General features: G+C 63.7%; 5 protein-coding genes. 2 read left to right on the forward strand and 3 right to left on the reverse strand.

All coding sequences use genetic code 11. The annotated features are described in order from the left end of the window. Window positions 1-213: winged helix-turn-helix transcriptional regulator (locus JWR89_RS07980; protein ID WP_299714018.1), on the forward strand; the 213-nt coding region annotated here is incomplete at its 5' end. A 164-nt stretch (window positions 214-377) separates the two neighbouring features. Here the strand turns inward: JWR89_RS07980 and JWR89_RS07985 are convergent. From JWR89_RS07985 to JWR89_RS07995, 3 genes are read right to left on the reverse strand one after another with little or no spacing between them, the layout of a single operon-like run. Further along, window positions 378-590 (reverse strand): hypothetical protein, encoded by a 213-nt coding sequence (locus JWR89_RS07985; RefSeq protein ID WP_299714021.1) that lies wholly within the window; start codon window positions 588-590, stop codon window positions 378-380. Window positions 591-650: 60 nt separating this feature from the next. Further along, window positions 651-968: a BrnA antitoxin family protein gene (locus JWR89_RS07990; protein ID WP_299714023.1), complete on the reverse strand. Its 318-nt coding sequence runs from the start codon at window positions 966-968 to the stop codon at window positions 651-653. Beyond that, window positions 952-1,080, reverse strand: a complete 129-nt coding sequence (locus JWR89_RS07995) for a BrnT family toxin (protein ID WP_299714026.1) — start codon at window positions 1,078-1,080, stop codon at window positions 952-954. The genes JWR89_RS07990 and JWR89_RS07995 overlap by 17 nt, the downstream gene beginning before the upstream one ends. 329 nt (window positions 1,081-1,409) lie before the next feature. Here JWR89_RS07995 and JWR89_RS08000 point away from each other — a divergent pair, with 329 nt between their 5' ends. Then, window positions 1,410-2,792, forward strand: a complete 1,383-nt coding sequence (locus JWR89_RS08000) for an Nramp family divalent metal transporter (protein ID WP_299714029.1) — start codon at window positions 1,410-1,412, stop codon at window positions 2,790-2,792. Window positions 2,793-2,815 lie beyond the last annotated feature (23 nt).

The raw sequence follows: 2,815 nt of genomic DNA on the forward strand, positions 1-2,815 counted from the left end.
GTCGATGCGCTGCGCCGGCTGGAACGCAGCGGGATCGTCGGCCGGCGGGTGCTCACCGGTTCGCCCGTGGCCGTCGAATATTCGGTGACGCCGCTCGGCCGGACCCTGGGCGAGCCATTTGCGGCAAGGTACCGCTGGACCCTGGAGCACCACGAAGACGTCGATCGGGCGCGGGGTCTCTTTGACGAACGCGCGGGGACCGCGCCGCGATAACGACGTCGACGATCGACGACGCGCCCTCAGCCGTCATTGCGAGGAGCGTTTGCGACGAAGCAATCCAGACTTTTCGGTGTTTGCGGTTTTCTGGATTGCCGCGTCGCTTCGCTCCTCGCAATGACGGTTGCGGCTGACGCGATTCATCTCAAAGAAAAAAAGCGCTAGTTCTTTCGCGATCGCCGCGCTTCGGGATGGCTGATGACGATCGTGCCGGCATCGGGGCTGGCCGCTTCGAACAGTTCGTCGCAGACGTAGTCGTTGAACACCGTGGTGCCGTCGTCGGTATAGGTCGCGCCCGCGGTGACGGGGAATGCCGAGTCGTAGTCCAGATCGATCGTCAGGGACCGCTTCGCCCGATACGTCTTGCCGCTCATTGCACTCTCCAAATCATCCAGCGGACGTTCTAGCAGCTTGTGGTCAGCGATCCAGCGGCCTTACGCCCGCTTGCGCTTGACGGGTGCCGGCGTCTCGAACTTCACCTTGCCCCGGCTGATCTTCGATTTCAGCATGTCGTTGATCCGGGTCTGCCATCCCGGTCCCGTTGCGCGCAGCGCATCGACGACGACGCTGTCGAGCCGCAGCTTTACCGGCACCTTGGGGTTCTCGATGCGGGGACGGCCAACTGCGTTCCTGAATTGGGCGAGAATGTCAGCGGGCAGTTCGGAGGCTGGCCTCGCCTTGGCAAAGTCCTCTGCCGTCCACTCGGGGTTTTCGTCGTGGATCGCGGGGTCGAATTTAGGCTTCTTTGACATGGCGCTTCATCTCCTTGGCGTGCGCGCGGCGCAGGCTGATCGGACGGACCGTGCGGCCGCGCAGGGTGTAGGCGAGGTAGTGCGGCCTGCCGTCGATGTATCCCCCACGCACGGTAACGGACCTCTCCGTAATCGAACCGCTCGTCTACGATGAAGTGGGAGACTTCAAGATCGAATGCGCGCGCCAGCGAAATGCCGTGCTGGGTTTTGTTAATCCTGTCCTTTTCCGGATCGAACCGATCTTCGTTATCCATTTTCGTACACCCAGAAATTGCGGATGTCAAATATATGGGTGTACAGTAAGCGGAAGACGCCAGTTCTGGAACTGTCGGCGGATGCGCGCCGACACATTCGCTTACCAACGAGCCATGCGTCCCAAGCCACCCCACATGCACTTGCAAATGAGTTGCAATAAGCAAGATTATCGGCCATGTTCCCGGCATGGATGCCAAAACACCTGTGATTTCCGCCGATCCCCTTGATCCCCAATTGCCCGAGCTGGTCGGCCAGCCCGGGGGCTGGCGCACGGCGCGGGGGGATCCGTCGCTGCTCGGCATGTTCGGCTCGATCCGGGTGGTCAAGAACGGCTCGTTCTGGCGCAAGCTGCTGGCGTTTCTAGGTCCCGGCTACCTGGTCGCGGTCGGCTACATGGATCCCGGCAACTGGGCGACCTCGCTGGCCGGCGGCTCCAAGTTCGGCTACGCGCTGCTGACGGTGGCGCTGTTGTCCAACCTGATGGCCATCGTGCTGCAGTCGCTGTGCGCGCGACTCGGCGTCGGCGCCGGGCGCGACCTCGCGCAGGCCTGCCGCGATGCGTTTCCGCGCACGGTATCGTGGGCGCTGTGGCTGTCGGCGGAGATCGCCATCACCGCGACGGACCTGGCCGAAGTGATCGGCACCGCCATCGGGCTCAATTTGCTGTTCGGCATTCCCTTGGAGATCGGCGTCATCATCACCGCCGCCGACGTGTTCCTGATCCTGGCGCTGCAGGCGTTCGGCTTTCGCTGGATCGAGGCCTTCGTGGTGGCGATGCTTGGTGTGATCGCGGCGTGCTTCGCGGTGCAGATCGCGATGGCCGATCCGGACTGGGGCGCGGTGATCCGCGGCTTCGCGCCGACCACCGACATTCTGATGAACCGCGAGATGCTGTACCTCGCGCTCGGCATTCTCGGCGCCACCGTGATGCCGCATAATCTGTATCTGCATTCCGGGCTGGTGCAGACCCGCGGCTATGGCGACAGCGTTCCCGAGAAGAAAGAGGCGATCAAGCTGGCGACGATCGATTCCACGATCGCGCTGTGCCTGGCGCTGACCATCAACGCCTCGATCCTGATCCTCGCCGCCGCGACCTTCCACAAGACGGGCAAGACCGACGTCGCCGAACTCGACCAGGCGCACGCCTTCCTGGCGCCGCTGCTCGGCTCGTCGCTGGCGCCGACCTTGTTTGCCGTGGCGCTGCTGTGCTGCGGCTTGAACTCCACCGTCACCGCGACGCTGGCCGGCCAGATCGTGATGGAGGGGTTTATCAACCTGCGCGTGGCGCCGTGGCTGCGCCGCATGATCACCCGGACGATCGCCATCGTGCCGGCGGTGCTGGTGACGCTGTGGTACGGCGAGAAGGCCACCGGGCAGTTGCTGATCCTCAGTCAGGTGGTGCTGAGTTTGCAGTTGCCGTTCGCGGTGGTGCCGCTGGTGCTGTTCACCGCGAGCAAGAGCAAGATGGGCCCGTTCGTGGCGCCGCGCTGGGTGACGGCGCTGGCGGCGCTCACCGCGGTGATCATCATCGCGCTGAACATCAAGCTGGTGGTGGATTTCTTCGGTTGATGAGGGGGCGTAGCCCGGATGAG

This window comes from Tardiphaga sp., assembly GCF_028290785.1.
Taxonomy (GTDB): Bacteria; Pseudomonadota; Alphaproteobacteria; order Rhizobiales; family Xanthobacteraceae; genus Tardiphaga.

Bases quoted from the DNA above. Each gene is read 5' to 3' on its own strand.
- JWR89_RS08000 (WP_299714029.1), top strand. From the start codon at position 1,410: ATGGATGCCAAAACACCTGTGATTTCCGCCGATCCCCTTGATCCCCAA.
- JWR89_RS07990 (WP_299714023.1), bottom strand. From the start codon at position 968: ATGTCAAAGAAGCCTAAATTCGACCCCGCGATCCACGACGAAAACCCC.
- JWR89_RS07985 (WP_299714021.1), bottom strand. From the start codon at position 590: ATGAGCGGCAAGACGTATCGGGCGAAGCGGTCCCTGACGATCGATCTG.